This is a genomic window from Enterobacter sp. D2 (assembly GCF_034427575.1).
In the GTDB taxonomy this organism is placed as follows: Bacteria; Pseudomonadota; Gammaproteobacteria; order Enterobacterales; family Enterobacteriaceae; genus Enterobacter; species Enterobacter cloacae_M.
On the sequence record NZ_JAXQPP010000001.1, the window covers coordinates 1,015,363 to 1,035,439 of the forward strand.

At 59.0% G+C, this 20,077-nt stretch carries 21 protein-coding genes; 8 read left to right on the forward strand and 13 right to left on the reverse strand.

Going from position 1 to position 20,077, the window contains the following annotated elements:
* The first annotated feature begins 3 nt into the window (after nucleotides 1-3).
* From ihfA to selO, 7 genes are all read left to right on the forward strand, one after another.
* A complete protein-coding gene (gene ihfA / locus SPG90_RS04940; RefSeq protein ID WP_003857805.1) occupies nucleotides 4-303 on the forward strand; it encodes an integration host factor subunit alpha in 300 nt (99 codons plus the stop codon).
* Between the two features lie 103 nt (nucleotides 304-406).
* Nucleotides 407-1,387, forward strand: coding sequence for a vitamin B12 ABC transporter permease BtuC (gene btuC / locus SPG90_RS04945; protein ID WP_047174058.1), 981 nt, complete (start codon nucleotides 407-409; stop codon nucleotides 1,385-1,387).
* Between the two features lie 34 nt (nucleotides 1,388-1,421).
* Nucleotides 1,422-1,973, forward strand: coding sequence for a glutathione peroxidase (locus SPG90_RS04950; RefSeq protein WP_023311298.1), 552 nt, complete (start codon nucleotides 1,422-1,424; stop codon nucleotides 1,971-1,973).
* Entirely contained in the window at nucleotides 1,973-2,728 is a 756-nt protein-coding gene (gene btuD, locus SPG90_RS04955; protein WP_163353704.1) for a vitamin B12 ABC transporter ATP-binding protein BtuD, read from the forward strand. The genes SPG90_RS04950 and btuD overlap by 1 nt, the downstream gene beginning before the upstream one ends.
* 74 nt (nucleotides 2,729-2,802) lie before the next feature.
* The gene (locus tag SPG90_RS04960) at nucleotides 2,803-3,267 is read left to right on the forward strand and encodes a C40 family peptidase (protein WP_023335377.1); all 465 of its coding nucleotides are present in this window, start codon (nucleotides 2,803-2,805) and stop codon (nucleotides 3,265-3,267) included.
* Between the two features lie 294 nt (nucleotides 3,268-3,561).
* The gene (locus tag SPG90_RS04965) at nucleotides 3,562-4,278 is read left to right on the forward strand and encodes an EAL domain-containing protein (protein ID WP_032657851.1); all 717 of its coding nucleotides are present in this window, start codon (nucleotides 3,562-3,564) and stop codon (nucleotides 4,276-4,278) included.
* A 61-nt stretch (nucleotides 4,279-4,339) separates the two neighbouring features.
* Nucleotides 4,340-5,782 (forward strand): protein adenylyltransferase SelO, encoded by a 1,443-nt coding sequence (gene selO, locus SPG90_RS04970; RefSeq protein WP_163353705.1) that lies wholly within the window; start codon nucleotides 4,340-4,342, stop codon nucleotides 5,780-5,782.
* A gap of 40 nt (nucleotides 5,783-5,822) precedes the next feature.
* On the opposite strand, the gene SPG90_RS04975 is transcribed toward selO, so the two are convergent.
* Genes SPG90_RS04975 through SPG90_RS04995 form a run of 5 tightly spaced genes read right to left on the reverse strand, consistent with a single transcriptional unit; the run spans nucleotide 5,823 to nucleotide 10,597 of the window.
* Entirely contained in the window at nucleotides 5,823-6,593 is a 771-nt protein-coding gene (locus SPG90_RS04975; RefSeq protein WP_322407989.1) for a 3-hydroxybutyrate dehydrogenase, read from the reverse strand.
* 10 nt (nucleotides 6,594-6,603) lie between these two features.
* A complete protein-coding gene (locus tag SPG90_RS04980) occupies nucleotides 6,604-7,995 on the reverse strand; it encodes a GntP family permease (RefSeq protein WP_163353706.1) in 1,392 nt (463 codons plus the stop codon).
* A gap of 44 nt (nucleotides 7,996-8,039) precedes the next feature.
* The gene (locus SPG90_RS04985; RefSeq protein WP_163353707.1) at nucleotides 8,040-9,221 is read right to left on the reverse strand and encodes an acetyl-CoA C-acetyltransferase; all 1,182 of its coding nucleotides are present in this window, start codon (nucleotides 9,219-9,221) and stop codon (nucleotides 8,040-8,042) included.
* Between the two features lie 9 nt (nucleotides 9,222-9,230).
* Nucleotides 9,231-9,887 (reverse strand): CoA transferase subunit B, encoded by a 657-nt coding sequence (locus SPG90_RS04990; RefSeq protein WP_322407990.1) that lies wholly within the window; start codon nucleotides 9,885-9,887, stop codon nucleotides 9,231-9,233.
* 2 nt (nucleotides 9,888-9,889) lie between these two features.
* Nucleotides 9,890-10,597 (reverse strand): CoA transferase subunit A, encoded by a 708-nt coding sequence (locus SPG90_RS04995; protein WP_163353708.1) that lies wholly within the window; start codon nucleotides 10,595-10,597, stop codon nucleotides 9,890-9,892.
* A 140-nt stretch (nucleotides 10,598-10,737) separates the two neighbouring features.
* On the opposite strand from SPG90_RS04995, the gene SPG90_RS05000 reads away from it, so the two are divergent.
* On the forward strand, nucleotides 10,738-11,661 hold the full coding sequence (locus SPG90_RS05000; protein ID WP_063409537.1) for a LysR family transcriptional regulator: 924 nt from the start codon (nucleotides 10,738-10,740) through the stop codon (nucleotides 11,659-11,661).
* Here the strand turns inward: SPG90_RS05000 and SPG90_RS05005 are convergent.
* The 8 genes from SPG90_RS05005 to SPG90_RS05040 all read right to left on the reverse strand — a co-directional run bounded on the left by SPG90_RS05005 (nucleotide 11,628) and on the right by SPG90_RS05040 (nucleotide 19,758).
* Nucleotides 11,628-12,407: a heme ABC transporter ATP-binding protein gene (locus SPG90_RS05005; RefSeq protein ID WP_163353710.1), complete on the reverse strand. Its 780-nt coding sequence runs from the start codon at nucleotides 12,405-12,407 to the stop codon at nucleotides 11,628-11,630. The genes SPG90_RS05000 and SPG90_RS05005 overlap by 34 nt on opposite strands.
* Entirely contained in the window at nucleotides 12,400-13,392 is a 993-nt protein-coding gene (locus SPG90_RS05010) for a FecCD family ABC transporter permease (RefSeq protein WP_045353752.1), read from the reverse strand. The genes SPG90_RS05005 and SPG90_RS05010 overlap by 8 nt, the downstream gene beginning before the upstream one ends.
* A complete protein-coding gene (locus SPG90_RS05015; RefSeq protein WP_045401468.1) occupies nucleotides 13,392-14,213 on the reverse strand; it encodes a heme/hemin ABC transporter substrate-binding protein in 822 nt (273 codons plus the stop codon). Before SPG90_RS05015 ends, SPG90_RS05010 begins: the two co-directional genes overlap by 1 nt.
* Entirely contained in the window at nucleotides 14,210-15,238 is a 1,029-nt protein-coding gene (gene chuS / locus SPG90_RS05020) for a hematinate-forming heme oxygenase ChuS (protein ID WP_126303177.1), read from the reverse strand. Before chuS ends, SPG90_RS05015 begins: the two co-directional genes overlap by 4 nt.
* A gap of 35 nt (nucleotides 15,239-15,273) precedes the next feature.
* Nucleotides 15,274-17,256, reverse strand: a complete 1,983-nt coding sequence (locus tag SPG90_RS05025; RefSeq protein ID WP_126303178.1) for a TonB-dependent hemoglobin/transferrin/lactoferrin family receptor — start codon at nucleotides 17,254-17,256, stop codon at nucleotides 15,274-15,276.
* 77 nt (nucleotides 17,257-17,333) lie between these two features.
* Nucleotides 17,334-17,516 carry a hemin uptake protein HemP gene (gene hemP, locus SPG90_RS05030; RefSeq protein WP_032668210.1) on the reverse strand — a complete coding sequence of 61 codons (183 nt, stop codon included), beginning with the start codon at nucleotides 17,514-17,516 and terminating at the stop codon, nucleotides 17,334-17,336.
* Nucleotides 17,517-17,725: 209 nt separating this feature from the next.
* Nucleotides 17,726-18,772 carry a 3-deoxy-7-phosphoheptulonate synthase AroH gene (aroH, locus tag SPG90_RS05035; RefSeq protein WP_126303179.1) on the reverse strand — a complete coding sequence of 349 codons (1,047 nt, stop codon included), beginning with the start codon at nucleotides 18,770-18,772 and terminating at the stop codon, nucleotides 17,726-17,728.
* A 152-nt stretch (nucleotides 18,773-18,924) separates the two neighbouring features.
* Nucleotides 18,925-19,758 (reverse strand): pyruvate, water dikinase regulatory protein, encoded by an 834-nt coding sequence (locus SPG90_RS05040; protein WP_023311315.1) that lies wholly within the window; start codon nucleotides 19,756-19,758, stop codon nucleotides 18,925-18,927.
* Nucleotides 19,759-20,077: the final 319 nt, after the last annotated feature.

Genomic DNA, 20,077 nt, shown 5'->3' on the forward strand with positions numbered 1-20,077 from the left:
CCTATGGCGCTTACAAAAGCTGAAATGTCAGAATATCTGTTTGATAAGCTTGGGCTTAGCAAACGGGATGCCAAAGAGCTGGTAGAGCTGTTTTTCGAAGAGATCCGTCGTGCTCTGGAAAATGGTGAGCAGGTAAAACTCTCCGGTTTTGGCAATTTTGATTTGCGAGACAAAAACCAACGTCCGGGCCGCAACCCGAAGACGGGGGAAGATATTCCCATTACAGCCCGCCGCGTGGTGACCTTCAGACCCGGCCAGAAGTTAAAAAGCCGTGTCGAAAACGCAACGCCCAAAGCAGAGTAATATGAACTAACTAAAAAGGCCGCCCACGCGGCCTTTTTTCTTTGCGCTCTCCGGCAAACCCGCCGTAAAATCAATTACATCTCACGCTACTAAAACCGTACACATGCTTGATTATGCCCATCGCCAGCACTGTTCCGATAAGCGTCGCCTGTTTTTGCTGGTGCTGTTGCTCATTGTCGCCGCAGGCGTAAGCCTCTGCGCGGGCGACAGATGGATCGGGCCTGAAAGCTGGTGGGGGCCGGACGGGCAGCTCTTCGTCTGGCAAATTCGCATGCCGCGCACCGTCGCGGTGGTTTTGGTCGGCGCCGCGCTGGCGCTGTGCGGTACCATAATGCAGGCGTTGTTTGATAACCCTCTGGCGGAGCCCGGGCTGCTCGGCGTGTCAAACGGCGCAGGCGTAGGCCTGATTGCGGCGGTAATGCTCGGCGGAGGTGAACTCTCCGGATGGAGTATTAGCCTGAGCGCTATCCTCGGCGCGCTGCTGATCACCGCGATCCTTCTTCGTTTCGCCAGACGGCACTTATCGACCAGCCGTCTGCTGCTTGCCGGCGTGGCGCTGGGGATTATCTGCAGCGCGCTGATGACCTGGGCGGTCTACTTCTCAACATCCTTTGACCTGCGTCAGCTGATGTACTGGATGATGGGCGGTTTTGGAGGCGTTGACTGGCACCAGGGCTGGCTGATGGTGCTGCTGGTACCGGTTATCGTGTGGGCTACCCTGCAGGCGCAGCCGCTGAATATGCTCGCGCTGGGTGAAACCTCTGCCCGCCAGCTCGGCATGCCGATTGGGTTCTGGCGTAATGTGCTGGTAATAGCCATTGGCTGGCTGGTCGGCGTCAGCGTGGCTCTGGCGGGCGCGATCGGCTTCATCGGGCTGGTTATTCCGCACATGCTGCGCCTGTGTGGCCTCACGGACCATCGGACCCTGCTTCCGGCCTCGGCGGTTGCCGGGGCCGTCACGCTGCTGGTGGCCGATATCATCGCCCGGCTTGCCCTGACGGCCGCAGAGCTGCCGATTGGCGTGGTGACCGCTACGCTGGGCGCGCCGGTGTTTATCTGGCTACTATTAAAAGCTGGACGTTAAATCAACAAGCCGTAAGACAACCTGAGGGAATGCTATGCAGTCAGATATCCTGAATACTGAAGTGACCACCATTGATGGCGATAACACCACGCTGGAAGGCTACAAAGGCAACGTGCTGCTTATCGTCAACGTGGCATCGAAATGTGGCCTGACGCCGCAGTACGAGCAGCTGGAAAACATTCAGAAGGCCTGGGAGAAAGACGGTTTCACCGTGCTGGGCTTCCCGTGCAATCAGTTCCTGGGGCAGGAGCCGGGCAGCGAAGAGGAGATTAAAACCTTCTGCAGCACTACCTATGGCGTGACGTTCCCGATGTTCAGCAAAATCGATGTCAACGGCGAAGACCGCCATCCGCTGTATGCGAAGCTGATCGCTGCCGCGCCGAAGGCCGTTGCGCCGGAAGGAAGCGGTTTTTATGAACGCATGGCCAGCAAAGGCCGCGCGCCGCTTTACCCGGACGATATCCTGTGGAATTTTGAAAAATTCCTGATTGGCCGCGACGGCCAGGTCGTTCAGCGTTTTTCGCCGGATATGACCCCTGAGGATCCGATCGTTATGGAATCGATCAAGCTGGCGCTGGCGAAATAATGTCGTTGCTGATGCAACTCACGGACGTTGCCGAGAGGGGACGTCTGGAGCCGATAACCGGTACCATCAATGCGGGAGAAATTCTGCATCTTGTCGGGCCAAACGGAGCAGGGAAGAGCACGCTGCTGGCACGGATGGCAGGCATGACCGACGGAGAAGGGCAGATAACGCTGCTGGAGCATACGCTCGCCGACTGGTCACCGGTCTCGCTGGCGCATCGGCGCAGTTACCTCGTGCAGCAGCAGGTGCCGCCCTTTGCGATGCCGGTCTGGCACTATCTGATGCTGCATTTGCACGACAAACAACAGACGGCACTGCTGACGGACGTTGCCGCGGCCCTGGGGCTGGAAGATAAACTGTCCCGGCATGCCAGCCAGCTTTCCGGCGGAGAGTGGCAGCGGGTACGTCTGGCGGCGGTCATTCTTCAGATCCACCCGGCAGGTAATCCTCACGGGCGAATGCTGCTTCTCGATGAACCCATGAGCGGTCTGGACGTGGCGCAGCAGGCGGCACTGGATACGCTGTTAAGCACCCTGAGACGAAAAGGTATCGCCGTGGTGATGAGCAGTCATGACCTCAACCACACCCTGCGTCATGCCCACCGGGTGTGGCTGCTGTCGCAGGGAAAGATGATCGCCAGCGGCGCGCGGGATCGGGTGCTTACGCCGCCCCATCTTGCCCGCGCGTACAACATGTCGTTCCGCAGGCTGGATATTGAGGGACATAAGATGCTGATTTCTACCGGGCAGAAGTAACCGTTTCTTGCCTCTTAGCACAATTGCACGCTAAATTACGAAAAGAACAAAAAAAGCAGAGGATTCGTCTGAAAATGCGATTCTGGTTTCTCCTGATGGCCACACTTTTTCTTGCGGGATGCAGTAGCCATCGTGCGCCGCCGCCTAACCCACGGCTTTCAGATTCGATCACCGTCATTGCCAGCCTTAACGATCAGCTGAGCAACTGGCGCGGTACGCCTTATCGCTACGGCGGCATGAGCCGCGGCGGCGTGGATTGCTCCGGCTTCGTTCTGATGACGTTCCGCGACAAGTTTGATTTACAGCTTCCGCGCGAAACGCGCAAGCAGGCCGAAATTGGCACTGAAATTGATAAAGACGATCTTCTGCCCGGGGACCTGGTTTTCTTCAAAACCGGATCGGGTGAAAGCGGTCTTCATGTGGGGATATATGATACAGACAATCAGTTCATTCACGCCTCGACAAGCCGCGGCGTGATGCGCTCTTCTCTAGATAATGTTTACTGGCGTAAAAATTTCTGGCAGGCTCGACGTATATAGTCTTTGTCAGACACTTCTCTTATGACGGCATGGTATCTAATAAATCATGCCGTTTTTTCTCAAATAAGATGCTTAAAGTTAAATTTATCTAAAATTAGCAAATCCTGCATGTGTCTGTTTTATCTAAAACTGGCTATTATTCGGCAACCAGGATAAAATTATTTTAGATTCAGGGATAAATCTGAAAATAAATACGGAACTAATGAAATTAATCTTATTAAAATCAAGACAGTGGAATTGTGTCGGCAATTGCTCCAGGATGTCCTCTCTCATCTTTAATGTGGAGCGAGTGCAATGATTATTACGCTAGATAATGCTTACCAGTCTGAACTGCTGCTTCTGCCCGCTCGTAATAGCGCAGGGGAGCTTAAAGGTTTAGAGGTTCTGGTTAACTTTACTGGCGTCGGCAGCGATGTGCGGATCCCCACTGAGCTCGTTATCCCTCGGCTTTCAGCAGCTGAAGAGTTAGTGCTGTTTAACGAAAAATTGCAATTGCTTGATACCTGTAAACTGTTTTTTATTCAGCATCAGTTAATTGCATGGATCAATATTACACCTGCAATAGTTGAATTTTTATTAAGTAATGGAAACGCTGTTTCAATTCTTGAGCGTTATCCGTTTCTTGAGTTTACTGTTAATGAGAATTATCCAGGTTTAAATAACGGCAAGGACGATCTGCAGCTGGCGAGAATGGCAATCCATTTCCCGTTGGTGCTGGCAAACTTTGGCGCAGGCGCCGCCTCGCTCAAAGCGGTCTATGATGGATTATTTAAACGGGTTATCCTCGATAAAGGATTCATTCAGCAGCGCGCACCGGAGCTCTCTTTTGAGCCTTTTATGCGCGCCATCCTCTGGCAAATCACACCGCACTGCCAGTCAGTGATCGTCTCGGGCATTGACGACCACGGCCTGTTGCAACGCGTTTTATCCTTCAATTTTGGCGCCATGCAGGGCGCACTCTGGCCAGCCGTCTCTGCGGAGCACGTTACATCGCTGGTTCAGCAGCGATAACCCTTGCTTTCGCCCGTGTTTAAGTCCGGGTAAACCCTCTACACTAAAAGCAGGAGGACTTATGACCCTGTCTTTTACTGCTCACTGGCATGACGAGTTGCCTGGCTTTTACACCGCACTCAAACCAACACCGTTACAAAATTCACGCCTTATCTGGCATAACGATTTGCTGGCAGAAGAGCTGGCCATTCCGCCTGAGCTGTTTCAGCCTTCAAAAGGCGCAGGCGTCTGGGGCGGTGAAACGCTTCTCGCCGGTATGCAGCCTCTGGCCCAGGTTTATAGCGGACATCAGTTTGGCGTCTGGGCGGGACAGCTGGGCGACGGCAGGGGGATCCTGCTCGGCGAACAACGGCTTCCTAACGGGGGAACGGTTGACTGGCACCTGAAAGGCGCGGGCCTTACTCCCTGGTCGCGAATGGGCGACGGACGCGCGGTACTGCGTTCAACGATTCGCGAGTGCCTGGCGTCCGAAGCGATGCATGCCCTGGGGATTCCCACTACGCGCGCGCTGTCGATTGTCACCAGCGATACGCCGGTAGCGCGCGAAACGGTGGAAAAAGGGGCGATGCTGATGCGTATTGCGCAAAGCCATTTGCGCTTTGGTCATTTTGAGCACTTTTACTATCGCCGCGAGCCGGAAAAGGTGCGCCAGCTGGCTGACTTTGCCATTCGTCACCACTGGGCGCATTTGCAGGACGAGGCGGATAAATACGTTCTCTGGTTCAGGGATGTGGTTGCTCGTACCGCGAGCCTGATTGCCCGCTGGCAAACGGTGGGCTTTGCGCATGGCGTCATGAATACGGACAACATGTCGATCCTCGGGCTGACCTTTGATTACGGTCCGTTTGGTTTCCTGGACGATTATCAGCCTGGCTATATCTGCAACCACTCCGACTATCAGGGACGCTACAGCTTTGACAATCAGCCCGCGGTTGGCCTGTGGAACCTGCAGCGGCTTGCGCAAACCCTGTCGCCGTTCATCGACGTAGATGCCCTTAATGATGCGCTCGACAGCTATCAGGACATATTGCTGCGAGAATACGGCACGCTGATGCGCAACAAGCTGGGGCTGGTGACGCAGGAGAGGGGCGATAACGACATCCTCAACGGTCTGTTTGCCCTCATGGCGCGTGAGGGCAGCGATTATACCCGCACCTTCCGGATGCTAGGACAGACGGAGCAGCACAGCGCCGCCTCGCCGCTGCGCGATGAGTTTATTGACAGACAGGCGTTTGACGACTGGTTTGCATCGTACCGCGCGCGGCTGCGGCAGGAACAGGTGGATGACGCCACTCGCCAGACGCAGATGAACGCGACGAATCCAGCGATGGTGTTGCGCAACTGGCTGGCGCAGCGGGCGATTGAACAGGCAGAGCAGGGTGAATACGACGAGCTACACCGCCTGCATGTGGCGCTGCGCACGCCGTTTGCCGACCGGGATGATGACTACGTCAGCCGCCCGCCTGACTGGGGCAAGCGGCTGGAGGTCAGCTGCTCAAGTTAGAGATTTTGCCGGGTGGCGGCGTCGCCTTACCCGGCAAAAATTACTGCGCAACCCAGCCGCCATCCATATTCCACGCGGCGCCGCGAACGTCCACGGCGCCCTCGCTGCACAAAAACAGCGCCAGTTCACCCAGCTGCTCCGGGGTGACAAACTCGCCCGAAGGCTGTTTCTCTGCCAGAAGCCTATCGCGAGCCTGCTCCGGCGGGACGCCCTCAGCGATACGCTGGTCGATTTGCTGTTGCACCAGCGGCGTCAGCACCCAGCCGGGGCAGATGGTGTTGGCGGTAATACCGGTGCGGGCGGTTTCCAGCGCCAGCGATTTCGTAAAGCCCACTACGCCATGCTTGGCGGCCACGTAGGCTGACTTCTCTTTTGACGCGACCAGCCCGTGAACGGAGGCGATATTGATGATGCGCCCCCAGTTTTTCTCGCGCATGGCGGGCAGCGCCAGCCGGCTGGTGTGAAACACCGACGAGAGATTAATGGCGATAATGTCGTTCCATTTCTCCACCGGAAACGCATCAACCGGGGCGACATGCTGTATCCCGGCGTTGTTGACAAGAATGTCCACGCCGCCAAACTGCGATTCGGCGTAGCGCATCATGGCTTCAATTTGCAGCACGTCACGCAGGTCCGCATCGTGATAGCCCGGCTTTTTGCCCAGCTGCGCAATCTCTTCTCTTGCTGATTCGCTGTCGCCGAAACCGTTGAGGATCAGCTGCGCCCCGGCCTTCGCCAGCACGCGGGCGATCCCAAGTCCAATGCCGCTGGTCGAGCCCGTCACCAGCGCGGTCTTACCGTTCAGATTCATCTTTCTCTCCTTACACAATGCCGGTCAGATAGAACACGGCAATGACAAAAAGCACTGCCAGACTTTTAATGAGGGTGATAGCGAAAATGCCGCCGTAGGCCTGACGATGGCTCAGGCCGGTAATCGCCAGCAGGGTAATCACCGCGCCGTTATGGGGCAGCGTATCCATCCCGCCGCTCGCCATCGAGGCCACGCGGTGCAGCACCTCAAGAGGGATATTGGCGGCGTGGGCGGCGGCGACAAACGAGTCGGACATGGCGGCGAGGGCAATACTCATCCCGCCGGACGCCGAGCCGGTGATCCCCGCAAGCACCGTCACGCTGATGGCTTCATTCAGCAGCGGATTCGGGATGGCCGCCAGCGCTTTGGATAACACCAGGAACCCGGGCAGGGCGGCGATAACCGCGCCGAAACCGTATTCCGAGGCGGTATTCATCGCCGCCAGAATGGCACCGCTCACCGCGGTCCGGCTGCCTTCAGCCAGACGCCCCCGGATATTGCGAAAGCCAAAAATCAGCACCAGCACGATACCGGAGATCAGCGCCGCCTCGACGGCCCAGATGGCGGTGATCTTGCCCACCTCGGTCACAATAGGTTTCGCCAGGCCTGGCAGAGTCAGCTCGTGGGTCGTGCCGTACCAGCCGGGGATCCAGCGGGTAAACAGCAGGTTCAGTATGCCCACGACAAGCAGCGGGGAGATAGCAATCAGCGGATGCGGGAGGTTAATGTTATCCGGCGTCTCGGGTTCATTTTTCAGATCCGTGCCGTAGCCTTCGTTGTTATTGAACGCCTTACGACGCTGGCGTTCCAGCCAGAGCAGGCCAAAGATGACAATAAACAGAGAGCCGATAAGCCCCAGCCACGGCGCTGCCCAGGCGTTCGTGCCAAAGAAGCTGGTGGGGATGATATTCTGGATCTGCGGCGTGCCGGGCAGGGCGTCCATGGTAAACGAAAACGCCCCCAGCGCCACGGTGGCCGGGATCAGCCGCTTAGGGATGCCGCTCTGGCGGAACAGCTCCGCGGCAAAAGGGTAAACCGCAAACGCCACCACGAACAGCGACACGCCGCCGTAGGTTAACAGCGCGCACACCAGGACGATCACCGGAATAGCGTGGCGACGACCGAGGATCTGAATCGCGGCGGCGACGATGGAGCGTGAGAAACCGGAAAGCTCAATCAGCTTGCCGAAAACGGCCCCCAGCAGGAATACCGGGAAGTAGAGCTTGACGAAGCCGACCATTTTTTCCATAAACAGACCGGTAAACGTCGGGCCGACGGCACCCGGATCGGTCAGCAGCACGGCGCCGAGCGCCGCAATCGGCGCAAACAAAATAACGCTGTATCCGCGATAGGCCGCCAGCATCAGCAGCGCCAGCGCCGCCAGGGCAATTAACACACTCATTACGAATCCTCACTTTAATTATTATTCGGGTATCAACGAGATGCTTAACGCTCGACGGTCAGAGCAATGCCTTGCCCGCCGCCCACGCACAGGGTGACGAGCCCTTTTTTGACTTCACGGCGCTGCATTTCGTACAGCAGCGTCACGAGGATGCGGCAGCCGGAGGCGCCAATCGGATGACCCAGGGCGATAGCGCCGCCGTTAACGTTCACCCTACGCTCATCCCAGCCGAGCTGCTTGCCCACCGCCAGCGCCTGGGCGGCAAAGGCTTCATTGGCTTCAATAAGGTCTACGTCATCGAGCGCCCAGCCCGCCCGCGCCAGCGCCGTCCGGCAGGCGCTGACCGGTCCGATGCCCATCACCGACGGGTCAACGCCCGTCACGGCGTAGCTCACGATGCGACCGAGGATTGGCAAACCGCTCTCCCGCGCCTTTTCGCCGCTCATCAGCAGCACCGCGGCGGCACCGTCGTTGAGTGTTGACGCATTTCCGGCCGTAACCGTGCCTTCCGCCTGCAGAAAGGCGGGGCGCAGCTGCGCCAGCTGCTCAGCGGTGGTGCCAGGCCGGGGCTGTTCGTCACGGCTGACGATAAGCGTCGGTTTTTTGCCCTGTTTTACCGTCACCGGCGCTATCTCGGCGTCAAACCGACCCGCTTCGATGGCAAAGGCCGCTTTGTGCTGCGACCGGGCGGCGAAGGCGTCCTGCTGCTCGCGGGAAATGGCATTCTCCCGGGCGACGTTTTCAGCGGTGATCCCCATGTGGTAATCGTTGAACGCGTCCCACAGGCCGTCAGTAATCATGCTGTCCTGCAGGCCCGTATGGCCAAAACGCAGCCCTGAACGCGCGCCGTCCAGCAGATAGGGGGCGTTGCTCATGCTCTCCTGACCGCCAGCGATAGCCACGTCCGCGTCGCCGCAGCGGATCGCCTGCGCGGCGAGCTGCACCGCTTTTAGGCCCGCGCCGCACACCAGGTTGACCGTTGTCGCCGGCGTGCTGACGGGTAATCCGGCGGTGATGGCCGTCTGGCGCGCCGGGTTTTGCCCGCATCCCGCCGTCAGCACCTGTCCGAAAATCACCTCATCGACCGCTTCAGCAGGAAGACCGCTTTTTTCAAGCAGACGACGTACCGCGACGGCACCCAGATCAGCCGCAGAGAGGGGGGCGAGCGATCCGCGAAAACTGCCAATGGGGGTTCGCGTTGCCCCGACAATCATGACCTTTTTCATCGTGAGTCCTCAGTTGAAGCGCATCTCGCGAACGTCGTCCGCCACAACCATTTTCCCGGCCGTCTTAGCCGCAATTTCGTCGATACTGACGCCGGGGGCGTATTCCCGCAGGATGAACGCGCCGTCCTCGATCTCCAGCAGTGCGAGGTCGGTTAAGACCCGACGGATACAGCCCGCGCCCGTGAGCGGCAGCGTGCAGCGCGGCAGCAGCTTTGACTCACCGCTTTTCGACGCGTGGGTCATCACCACAATGATGTTCTGCGCCCCGGCCACGAGATCCATCGCGCCGCCCATGCCCTTCACCATCTTTCCGGGGATCATCCACGAGGCGATATTGCCCTCGACGTCCACTTCAAACGCGCCCAGCACGGTCAGATCCACATGACCCCCGCGGATCATGGCAAACGACTGGGCCGAGTCGAAAATGGCCGCGCCGGTGCGCGCGGTCACGGTCTGTTTACCGGCGTTGATCATGTCGGCGTCAAGGCTCCGCTCGTCAGGAAAAGCCCCCATCCCCAGCAGCCCGTTTTCGGACTGAAGCATCACGTCCATCCCGTCCGGAATGTAGTTCGCCACCAGAGTAGGGATGCCGATCCCCAGGTTGACGTAATACCCGTCGCGCAGCTCGCGGGCGACGCGCATGGCCATCTGTTCACGGGTTAACATCGTCAGACTCCTTCCGCGCGCAGGGTGCGCTGTTCAATGCGTTTTTCAAACTGGCCGACAATCAGCCTGTCGACGTAAATTCCCGGGGTATGAATGGCTGACGGGGGCAGCTCACCCGGGGGAACTATCTCTTCCACCTCGACGACCGTTATCCGGCCCGCCGTTGCCATCAGCGGATTGAAATTTTGCGCGGTATGGCGATAGACAACGTTGCCGTACCAGTCCGCTTTCCAGCCCTTAATGAGCGCGAAATCACCGGTAATCGCCTCCTCGAGGATGTAGTGCTTTCCCGCAAACTGGCGCACGTCTTTGCCGACAGCCACGGGCGTGCCGTAGCCGGTGGCCGTGTAAAATGCCGGAATGCCCGCGCCGCCCGCGCGCACCTTTTCCGCCAGCGTGCCCTGAGGCGTGAGTTCAATCTCCAGTTCGCCGCTCAGCACCTGCCGCTCGAACAGGGCGTTCTCGCCGACGTAAGAGGCCACCACTTTGCGAACCTGCCGCGTTTCGAGCAGTATCCCGAGACCGAAACCGTCCACGCCGCAGTTGTTTGATACCACCGTCAGATCTTTCACCCGACGGCGTCTGACCTCTGCAATCAGGTTCTCCGGAATCCCGCACAGGCCGAAGCCGCCCGCCAGCAAGGTCATTCCGTCCGTCAGCCCTTCCAGCGCCTGCGCATAGCTGCCGATGCGCTTATCCAGTCCCGCCATCCTCATTCCTCCTCTTAACCGTGGCGGTATCATTAGGGGCGGCGACTCATTTGTTAATTTTGAATTTGTGACCCACTCATTTGGTTTTTTTATTAATTTCCTGTTAACTAAATTTTTTCAATTAGTTAACAGGATAAAAAATGAGAATGAGTGTCAAACAGTTACGCGCGTTTTTAGCGGTAGCTCACACTCTCAATTTCGCGCACGCCAGCGAACGGCTGAATCTTTCCCAGCCGGCCCTGAGCCTGACGATTAAAGCGCTGGAGGATGCGCTCGGCGGGCCGCTGCTGCAGCGGAGCACGCGTAAGGTCGCGCTGACGCAGGAGGGAGAGACGTTTTTGCCGATGGCGCGTCAGCTGCTTGCCGACTGGGATAACGTCGAAGAGGCGATGCACCAGTGCTTTACCCTGCAGCGCGGTAAAATCTCGGTCGCGGCCATGCCGTCGTTTGCCGCGAATGTCCTGCCCGAGGTGCTAAAAGCGTTTCGCGATCGCCACGCCGGGATCAACGTCACCGTGCATGATGTCATTAACGAGCAGGTGATAGAGATGGTGCGGGAAGGGCGGGTCGAGATGGGCATCGCCTTTGAGCCCGCGCCAACGCACAACCTGCTGTTTACCCCGCTGGGCCTCGACAGGTTTGTTGCTATTGTGCCGAAAGATTCCCCGCTGGCAGGCAAGAAGCGCCTGTCATGGGAAGATCTGCTGACGCTGGATTTCATCACCCTGCAGCGCCCGTCGGCGGTACGTCTGATGATGGAGGAGGAGCTGGCGCGAAGCGGCAGAAAGCTGGACGTGGCGCTGGAGAGTCATCAGCTGGTGACGGTCGGGCGAATGGTCGCGAGCGGGCTTGGCGGCAGTGCCGTCCCGGCGCTCTGCGAGGCGCAGATGACGGCGCTGGGCGCGGTCTGTATCCCGCTGGATAACCCGCCGATTGAAAAGTGCATCGGGGCGATCCATCCAGGGCACACGCAGCTCTCAAAAGCGGCGCATGCCCTGCTGGAAACGCTGAAGGATTTTTACCAGCCCAATCAGGGGGCAAGAAACACCTGCGGCGCGGCGTGAGCCGGATGCCTGCCGACGATAACCTGCGCGCCGTACCAGCGCGCCAGCGTATCGGCCTGCAAAACGGTTTCCGGTTCCCCCTGGGAGACGATTTTACCGCCGTGCAGCAGCAGGATGCGATCCGCCCACAGCGCCGCTAAATTGAGGTCGTGCAGCACCGCGCACACGTGCAGATGTCCCCGGCTGGTCAGGGATTTCAGCAGGCGCAGCAGATGCTGCTGGTGATAGAGATCGAGTGCAGACGTCGGTTCATCAAGAAACAGCCAGCCGCGCGGCGCGCCGTCGCACCAGAGCTGAGCCAGCGCGCGGGCGAGCTGAACGCGCTGCTGCTCGCCGCCGGAGAGCGCGGCAAACTGCCTGCCCGCCAGCGGTAAACAGCCGGTGACGTCCATGACCTCCTCAATAACCGACGCCTCGGGCGTGCGGGTCCAGGGCGCTCGCCCCATACCGACGACCGCCTCAACCGGCCAGTCAAATGCGAGCTGCGTGTTCTGGCGCATTACCGCCCGGTAGCTGGAGAGCCTGTGCGGCTGCCAGGCCGCAAGCGGTGTGCCCGCCAGGCTGCATCGTCCGCCCGCAGGTTTAAGGTAGCCGGTCAGCAGCCGCAACAGCGTTGATTTCCCGGCGCCGTTGGGGCCAATCAGCGCCACCAGCTCGCCCTGAGATAAGGTCAGCGACACGTCGTCAATCAGCGTGCGTTGTCCGGCGCGAAAAACAAGGTTTTCAGCACAATAGCGTTCAGCCATGCGCACCTCCGCGACGAAAGATAAGCCACAGAAACCACGGCGCGCCGAGAAGGCTGGTCAGTAAGCCGACCGGCATTTCCGCCGGGGCGACCAGGCTGCGCGCCAGCGTATCGGCAACCAGCAGAAGCAACGCGCCGGCCAGCACCGAGCCGGGGAGCACGGCCCGGTGGTCGGCTCCCAGCCACATGCGCACCAGGTGCGGCACCACCAGGCCGACAAAGCCGATCACGCCGCTGACCGCAACGGCGGCGGCCACCAGCAGGGCGCTGCACAACAGCAGGATCCGCTGCACGGCGGCAACCTCCACGCCGAGGTAATGTGCCTCTTCGTCGCCCAGCTGCAGCAGGTTGAGGGCGCCTGCCAGACGCCAGATCGCGAGCGCGGTGGGAACCATCAGCGACGCGACGGCCAGCAGCGTTGACCACTGCGCCTGGCCGAGGCTGCCCATTCCCCAGAGCGAAAGCTGGCGAAGCTGGGCATCATTGCTGAGCCATGACAGCACCCCGACGGCCGCGCCGCACAGGGCGTTGATGGCAATTCCCACCAGCAGCAGGCGCGACAGGGAAGCATCACGCTGTCGGCTGAGCAGGAAAATCACGAAGGTGGCGGCCAGCGCGCCGAGAAACGCCGCCAGCATCGGGGCATACAGCATCACCAGTGCAGGCAGCGAGAGCGGAAGAACCACCCACAGCGCAACGGCGAGCGCCGCGCCGCTGCTGATGCCGAGCAGTCCCGGGTCCGCCAGCGGATTTCGAAACAGCCCCTGCATCACGCAGCCCGCCAGCGCCAGTGAACCGCCGATAGCCAGCGCCAGCAGCACGCGAGGCAGGCGGATCGTCAGCCAGATTTGACGCAGCGCCTCGTCGGTGCCGTTCCACAGCAGGCTGATCGGCAGGCGTAATGCCCCAACCCCGGTCGCTGCGAGGGTCATGACGGTCAGGATCGCGGTCAGCATCCATAACGATAAGGCTATCCGCCGGGACATCAGGGCAGTTGCTCCGCTTTGGCACGCAGCTGCTGGATGGCTTCCGGCGTTCGCACGCTGAAGCCCAGCAGCGCCATATCGTCAATCGCCAGCACCTGCTTGTTCCGTCCCGCCGGGGTTTGCGCCAGGCCGGGCAGCGTCCACAGATTTGCTTCACCGCCCAGGGCGTTGAGACCGTCCTGAGAAATCACCACCAGATCGGGTCGGCTGGCGATCGTGCCTTCCTGAGACAGCGGCTGATAGCGGGTAAACCCCTGCATCGCGTTCTGCAGTCCCGCCGCACGAATGGCAGCATCCGCGCCGGTCTGTTGTCCGGCGGCCATGGCGGTCATCCCGCCGTGGTTGAGAATAAACAGCACCCGCTTATTGAGCGGCGACGCGGGAAGCGCCGACAGCGCCTGGCGCAGGGTGCTGCGCAGGACCTCCCCCTCGGCCTCGCGGTGCGTCGCTTCAGCGACGATCCGCACCTTTTCGTCAATGACGTTCAGGTCGTTACTGGCAGGAACAGCGATCACCCTGACGTGGCTTTGCTCAACCTGCTTTAGCGCCAGAGACGGCTGCGCCTGGGCGCTGGCCAGCACCAGCGTGGGGCGCATGGACAAGATCCCTTCCGCATTGAGCTGGCGCAGATAGCCCACGTCAGGCAGTGAATTCGCCGCCTGCGGCCACTGGCTGGTGCTGTCGCGGGCCACCAGGGAAGACGCCGCGCCGAGGGCGTAGACAATCTCGGTGACGTCGCCGCCGAGGGTAACGATTTTCTCCTGCGGCGCAGCAAACGCCAGCAGGGGCAGGGCGCTGAGCAGGGCAAGCCACCGTTTCATGCGGCCAGCCCTTTCGCCGTTAAGGCGTCAATCTGGCTGCGCCACTGGCTCTGCTCCGGTTCGCCTTCCGTACGCTGGCCGTACAGCTGGGCGATTTGCGTTCCGTCGGCGGCAAACAGCTCCAGGCTGGTGACATGCCCGTCAGCCATCGGCTTGCGCGTGACCCACGTTTCCGCAATGGATCCTTCAAGCAGATGCAGGGTAAAGGTTGGGTTAAAGACGTTCAGCCAGCCTTTCATTGGCACCAGCTTTTCCACCGCGCCGGTGAAGATCTGCACACAGCCGCGGTTGCCGACGAAGACCATGATTTCGTTACCGTCCCGACGCGCCGTCTCCAGGAGCTGCGCCAGCGCGGTGTTTTCTACCCGGCAGGCCAGATCGTCACCCACCAGGCGAAACGCCTGCTGGCGGCTGAGGTTATGGCGCTTGAGCAGGCTGAAGAACTGATGAACGTCGGTCATGGCGCGCCACTCGTTATCCACGAGAGCAGCATTTGCGTTTTCTGCATGAGCCGGGGCATCGGCCATCTTCAACGCCAGCGGAGGATTCTCGGCAAAGATAAAGCGGGTCAGCACGTCGCCCCAGGCTGAAACGTCGGTATTATCCGTGGCGTAGACCTTCAGCAGGGCATCGCCCTGGTGGTCGAAGAACTGAATGCTCTGCCGCTCGCCGCGGGCGGTGGCTTCACTGATGTGAAACGCGCTCGCCCACTGGTTGAGGAACAGGCGCAGATCCAGCGCGCGCGGGTTCAGCACCAGCCCGGCGTGGCCGTTCAGGTGCTGGTTGGTAAATTTCCCGACCTGCTCGTGTACGGCGTATTCGTTGCGGCAGATACATTTGGTTTCGCCCACCGCCTCCAGCGCGCCCAGGATCTCGCGGATTTCACCGCGCAGTCGCCAGGCGTCGTGACCTACGCGGGCAAAGGTCAGCTCTGCTTCACTGATGTTCATTAACCCCGCGACGTCGCGCGCGTACTTACCCGGATTGGCTTCTTTTAGCTCAAGCCAGCGCGTGTAGTGATTCATTGTCTCTTCCTTCTGAATAGTTGCCCCGAAGGGAATTACCACTGATAGCTTACGAAAATCTTGCCGTTACGACCGTCCTGCGGAATGCCCTGAGGTGACCAGTACGCTTTGTCAAAGGCGTTGCCCAGCACCAGCGTGGTGGTCACGCCCTTGAGCTGCTCCTGGCCCTTATAGCTGACGTAGAAATCGTTGACCGCATAGCCCGGCTGCTTGCTGTAGCTGCTGCTGACGTGGGTTGAGCGATCGGCAAAGGTGCCGATCCAGCCGACGGAGAACCCGCTTTGCGCCACCGGGATATCCAGCTTGCTGGTGACGGTGTCCGGGTTAATGCTGGAGATGTACTCGCCCGTATCGGTGTCTTTCCCGCGCGTGCGGTTATAGGCCAGATCGAGGCTGAAGAGATCGGCCGAATATTTTGCCATCATATCCCAACCCCAGATTTTGGCATTCGGGACGTTGTACGACATGGTGGTCGCGGCGGCAAAATCGACGGTGGTGGAGATATAGTCTTTGGCTTTGGTATCGAAATAGCTGGCTTTAAACTCCAGCGCATCGTTGGCAAGCATCAAATCGTCAAAGCGCAGGCCAAAACCAAACTCCTGCGCTTCGTTGGTTTCCGGGCGCAGGTTCGGGTTTGGCACCCAGTAGTTGGTATAGAAGCGGCCAATGGAGAAGTGTTTGGCGTCGTTATACATCTCGCCCATGGTCGGCGCGCGGAAGGCCTGCGCGTAAGAGCCAAACAGCATCAGCCAGTCGGTTGGGCTGACGGTTAACCCGGCGCGGGATGACCACTTGTCGGCATCCACATCGTTGTAGCCGTCGCTGCTGCCGCGGTAGTTGTCATAGCGCGTGCCGCCCAGCAAGGTAACAGGCAGATCGCGCAGGGTGATCTCATCCTGCAGCCAGCCGGAGCTGAAGTCGATTTTCGCGTCCGGGAAGCCGGTGGTTGCCCCGCCCGGATGCTGCTCCTGACGATAGTATTCCCCGCCGTAGGTCAGAAGGTGTGCTGCAAAGGTGTCGCTGAACAGACGGGTGCGGTTTTCCACCTTGCCGCCTTTGGTCGTCTGCTTACGAAACTCACCGCTGCCGTCGACGTTCTGGGCATTAATGCGCGCTTCGGACCAGTAGACCTTCGCGTCGGCGTCCAGCCAGTCGTACCCTTCCGGTGCAATGTGGTAGCCAACCTGCGCATCGCGCTGGATGGTGGAACGGTCGGTCATCGGGTTACTGCTGTCCGCCCCGGTGGTTTGCGGATTTTTTGGCTCCTGGGCGGCGTTGTTGTAGTAGCGCAGGGAGCCGCTCAGGGTCTGGGCCGGGTCGATTTTCCAGCTGCCTTTCGCCAGCATGTTGTTGATGGATTCGTCGTTAGGCGCGGTAGCACCGTCGCTCTGGCGGATGTCACCGCGATCCCGGCTGGACCAGGAGACCAGACCGTCCAGCGTATCGGTGCGGCCATAGGCGCTGGCGCCCATCCCGAGGCTACGATCGCCCGTCGCGCCCGTTCCAAACACGCGGTAGCCGCTGTTTTTACCCGGTTCGAGCAGATCGTTGGCATCGGCGGTGTCATAAGAGATCACGCCGCCCAGCGCGCCGCTGCCGTACAGCAGGGCCGACGGGCCGCGGACCACCTCGATACGTTTGATTAGCGCGGGATCGAGGAAGGTGCTGTTCAGGTGGCCGGTATCGGTTCCCTGGCGCACGCCGTCAACCAGCACCAGCACGCCGCGGCGGTCATAGCCGCGCAGGTTGACGTCCTGCCCGTTGGTGCGCCCAGTGCCGTCCAGCGTCAGACCGGGGACGTTACGCAGCAGATCGGCCGCCGAGCTGGCGGTTTGTTTCTCCGGCGCGCTGGCGTCAATCACGCTTACCATCATGGGCGCTTCAAAGGCGCTGCGGGCGTTGCCCGTGGCGGTGACGGTAATGTCGTCTGTGGCGGCGAACGCGATGCCCGGCAGGGCGCTAACAATCGCCAGCGCCAGAAATGACGGACGTAAAGATGCGGAAGGCAGGTGTGGCATAGCAACTCTCCATAAGAAGTGAAAAGCGCTGGCTGCCTGGGTATCACCTGGGTGGCTGGCGTATTTTTAGGTGTTGTTTATTTTGTGAGGATCAGTTTTCCGGCATGGGTCTGGCGCAGAAGATAGCGCTGTCCGTCATGCTCGATAATGACCCGTCCCTCATCGCCGAGGAGGGTTTTGCTGTCAATGCGACGCTCGGTAAGGGCTGGTGCTGTGTCTGTTTTTGCTGGCGTTGCCGCGCTGTTATCCGTACGTGACATAATGTATATAAATAACAATCAATGTAACAATGATAATCATTATCAATAAACTGCAAATTGACGGCAAGCGTTTTTGTGAAAAAAGGGTGAGGGGATCAAATTTGGGGGTGAGGTGCGGTCTGATGCCCTCACCCCGACCCTCTCCCACAGGGAGAGGGAGAAGGGCACAATCGTAAGTCGGGTAAGCGTAGCGCCACCCGACAATAACATCAGAAGCGAGAATCTACCGCAGCTGCCAGCTTCTCCAGCAGCAGTTCGCTGTCTTCCCAGCTCAGGCACGGGTCGGTGATCGACTGGCCGTAAACCATCTGCTGTCCGGCAACGATTTTCTGCGTGCCTTCTTTGATAAAGCTCTCAGCCATAATCCCTGCAACGGCGGTCGAGCCGCTGCGGATCTGCTGGCAGATCTCATCGCAGACGTCCAGCTGGCGGCGATGCTGCTTCTGGCAGTTGCCGTGGCTGAAATCCACCACCAGATGTTCCGGCAGGTCGAACTCGGCCAGCGTTTCGCAGGCCGCCGCAATATCTTGGGCATGGTAATTGGGCTTCTTTCCGCCGCGCATAATGATATGCCCGTAAGGGTTACCGCTGGTCTGGTAGATGGTCATATGACCGCTCTTATCCGGCGACAGGAACATGTGGCTGGCACGGGCAGCGCGGATGGCATCAACCGCGATACGGGTGTTGCCATCGGTCCCGTTTTTGAAGCCGACCGGGCATGAGAGGGCGGAGGCCATCTCACGGTGGATCTGGCTTTCGGTGGTGCGCGCGCCAATCGCGCCCCAGCTGATCAGATCGGCGATAAACTGCCCGGTCACCATATCGAGAAACTCGGTCGCCGTCGGAACGCCCAGCTCGTTGACCTGTAAAAGCAGCTTCCGCGCCAGCTCGATACCGTGATTCACGCGATAGCTGCCGTTCAGGTCAGGATCCGAAATCAGCCCCTTCCAGCCGACTACGGTACGCGGTTTTTCAAAGTAGGTGCGCATCACGATCTCAAGGCGATGCTGGTACTTATCCCGCAGTTCCTGAAGTCGTTTTGCATAATCCATCGCGGCATCCAGATCGTGGATGGAGCAAGGCCCAATCACTACCAGAAGACGTTTGTCTTCACCGTTCAGGATTTTTTCAATGCGGCGGCGGGAGGCCGTCACATGTTCCGCGACGGCGGCGGAAACGGGATGCCGCTGTGCCAGTTCAGCCGGCGTGACCAGGCTGTCAATGCGCGCAGTGCGGAGTTCATCGGTTTTATTCATGGAATGTCTCAGAAAATTTTTGCTTCATCGGCAGACTACCGGGAAGTGATGGGCATCACCTTAAACCAATCCCTGCTGATTTCAAGTTCGGGGCGACACCGCCCCGTGGTTGCAGATGATGATACCTGAATCTGAGCTAATGTACTAGCATATTAGTACATGCGGCGATTAAGCCCCATGATGTCGAGAATTTTGGTGGCAATTTCTTCAACCGAATAGTTGGTGCTGTTCAGCCACGGGATCTGGTTTTTGCGGTACAGCGCTTCCACTTCCGAGACCTCCATCCGGCACTGGCGCATGGAGGCGTAGCGGCTGTTCTCGCGGCGCTCCTCGCGGATGGCAGCAAGGCGTTCCGGGTTGATCGTCAGGCCGAACAGCTTGTGCTGCAGCGGCTTAAGGGCGGCGGGCAGCACCAGGTTATCCATGTCGTCGGCGATAAACGGGTAGTTTGCGGCGCGAATGCCAAACTGCATCGCCAGATAGAGGCTGGTCGGGGTTTTACCGCAGCGCGACACGCCAAGCAGGATCACCTGCGCCTGGTCGAGATTTCGCAGCGAAATACCGTCGTCGTGGGCGAGGGTGTAGTCGATAGCGGCGATACGCGCGTCGTACTTGGTCAGGTTGCCGGGGTTCAGCCCGTGGGTACGGTGGGCAATCGGGGTCGGGTCGAGCTTCAGCTCGCTCTGCAGCGGAGCCACCAGCGCCTGCACGATATCCTGGCAGAAGCCTTCACTTTGCAGAATGATGGAGCGAATCTCCGGGATCACGATAGAGTAGAACACCAGCGGGCGGACGCCGGTCTGCTGGTAGATGGCGTCAATCTGGTCCTTCACCGCTTTGGCGCGGCTCTCGTTTTCAACAAACGGCAGCGTGATGCTGTTAATCGAGACGGGAAACTGCGACATCACCGCGTGGCCCAGCACCTCGGCGGTGATCGCCGTACCATCAGAAATATAAAAAACGTGGCGATCGACAGCACTATCCATTTTACTCACCCTGAATATCAGACCTAATTGTCTGAAAGCATAAATTAAAAAAGTAAATTACACAGCAAAGAACTTATCCTAATTATGAATGAAACGCTGTTTTTGATTTTCCTGAAAAGTGGATTTCATTTTTCAAATAGCGACTTTATTTTTGGGGTTTCTGGCTGAATATAGAGGAATCATCGGGTTAATCGTTGATGGGAAAGTATCCGAAAAGTTGAAATTTTAAATTGCTTACACGATTCACCGTTTTTTTAGCGGAAATAAATATGCCAGTATAAATACGTAGTCAGGTGTTACTTACTCCGATCAAATATCA

Excerpts from the sequence above, each read along its gene's own strand:
- chuS (WP_126303177.1), bottom strand. The coding sequence starts at position 15,238 with ATGAATCACTACACGCGCTGGCTTGAGCTAAAAGAAGCCAATCCGGGT.
- ihfA (WP_003857805.1), top strand. The coding sequence starts at position 4 with ATGGCGCTTACAAAAGCTGAAATGTCAGAATATCTGTTTGATAAGCTT.
- SPG90_RS04950 (WP_023311298.1), top strand. The coding sequence starts at position 1,422 with ATGCAGTCAGATATCCTGAATACTGAAGTGACCACCATTGATGGCGAT.
- SPG90_RS04990 (WP_322407990.1), bottom strand. The coding sequence starts at position 9,887 with ATGTTAACCCGTGAACAGATGGCCATGCGCGTCGCCCGCGAGCTGCGC.
- SPG90_RS04985 (WP_163353707.1), bottom strand. The coding sequence starts at position 9,221 with ATGAAAAAGGTCATGATTGTCGGGGCAACGCGAACCCCCATTGGCAGT.
- SPG90_RS04975 (WP_322407989.1), bottom strand. The coding sequence starts at position 6,593 with ATGAATCTGAACGGTAAGACCGCGCTGGTGACGGGCTCGACCAGCGGC.
- SPG90_RS05015 (WP_045401468.1), bottom strand. The coding sequence starts at position 14,213 with ATGAAACGGTGGCTTGCCCTGCTCAGCGCCCTGCCCCTGCTGGCGTTT.
- SPG90_RS05025 (WP_126303178.1), bottom strand. The coding sequence starts at position 17,256 with ATGCCACACCTGCCTTCCGCATCTTTACGTCCGTCATTTCTGGCGCTG.
- selO (WP_163353705.1), top strand. The coding sequence starts at position 4,340 with ATGACCCTGTCTTTTACTGCTCACTGGCATGACGAGTTGCCTGGCTTT.
- btuC (WP_047174058.1), top strand. The coding sequence starts at position 407 with ATGCTTGATTATGCCCATCGCCAGCACTGTTCCGATAAGCGTCGCCTG.
- SPG90_RS05000 (WP_063409537.1), top strand. The coding sequence starts at position 10,738 with ATGAGAATGAGTGTCAAACAGTTACGCGCGTTTTTAGCGGTAGCTCAC.
- hemP (WP_032668210.1), bottom strand. The coding sequence starts at position 17,516 with ATGTCACGTACGGATAACAGCGCGGCAACGCCAGCAAAAACAGACACA.
- aroH (WP_126303179.1), bottom strand. The coding sequence starts at position 18,772 with ATGAATAAAACCGATGAACTCCGCACTGCGCGCATTGACAGCCTGGTC.
- SPG90_RS05005 (WP_163353710.1), bottom strand. The coding sequence starts at position 12,407 with ATGGCTGAACGCTATTGTGCTGAAAACCTTGTTTTTCGCGCCGGACAA.
- SPG90_RS04960 (WP_023335377.1), top strand. The coding sequence starts at position 2,803 with ATGCGATTCTGGTTTCTCCTGATGGCCACACTTTTTCTTGCGGGATGC.
- SPG90_RS04995 (WP_163353708.1), bottom strand. The coding sequence starts at position 10,597 with ATGGCGGGACTGGATAAGCGCATCGGCAGCTATGCGCAGGCGCTGGAA.
- SPG90_RS04965 (WP_032657851.1), top strand. The coding sequence starts at position 3,562 with ATGATTATTACGCTAGATAATGCTTACCAGTCTGAACTGCTGCTTCTG.
- btuD (WP_163353704.1), top strand. The coding sequence starts at position 1,973 with ATGTCGTTGCTGATGCAACTCACGGACGTTGCCGAGAGGGGACGTCTG.
- SPG90_RS05040 (WP_023311315.1), bottom strand. The coding sequence starts at position 19,758 with ATGGATAGTGCTGTCGATCGCCACGTTTTTTATATTTCTGATGGTACG.
- SPG90_RS04980 (WP_163353706.1), bottom strand. The coding sequence starts at position 7,995 with ATGAGTGTGTTAATTGCCCTGGCGGCGCTGGCGCTGCTGATGCTGGCG.
- SPG90_RS05010 (WP_045353752.1), bottom strand. The coding sequence starts at position 13,392 with ATGTCCCGGCGGATAGCCTTATCGTTATGGATGCTGACCGCGATCCTG.